Source organism: Corynebacterium sp. HMSC069E04 (assembly GCF_001813175.1).
In the GTDB taxonomy this organism is placed as follows: Bacteria; Actinomycetota; Actinomycetes; order Mycobacteriales; family Mycobacteriaceae; genus Corynebacterium; species Corynebacterium aurimucosum.
On sequence record NZ_KV811651.1, the window covers coordinates 1 to 215 of the forward strand.

Genomic DNA, 215 nt, shown 5'->3' on the forward strand with positions numbered 1-215 from the left:
TGTGCGCGATACTGGGATTGAACCAGTGACCTCTTCCGTGTCAGGGAAGCGCTCTCCCACTGAGCTAATCGCGCCTATGCATTTATCAAGACTCTTACTTGAACCTAGCCAAGTGACCTTGACTTCAAGAAAGTCCTGGAGCGGATGACGAGACTCGAACTCGCGACCCTCACCTTGGCAAGGTGATGCGCTACCAACTGCGCTACATCCGCATT

The 215-nt window shown here is 53.0% G+C and carries 2 tRNA genes; both read right to left on the bottom strand.

The annotated features are described in order from the left end of the window. Window positions 1-2: 2 nt before the first annotated feature. Window positions 3-74 (bottom strand) — tRNA-Val (locus HMPREF2896_RS03840). Window positions 75-136: 62 nt separating this feature from the next. Continuing rightward, window positions 137-212, bottom strand: a tRNA-Gly gene (locus tag HMPREF2896_RS03845). Window positions 213-215: the final 3 nt, after the last annotated feature.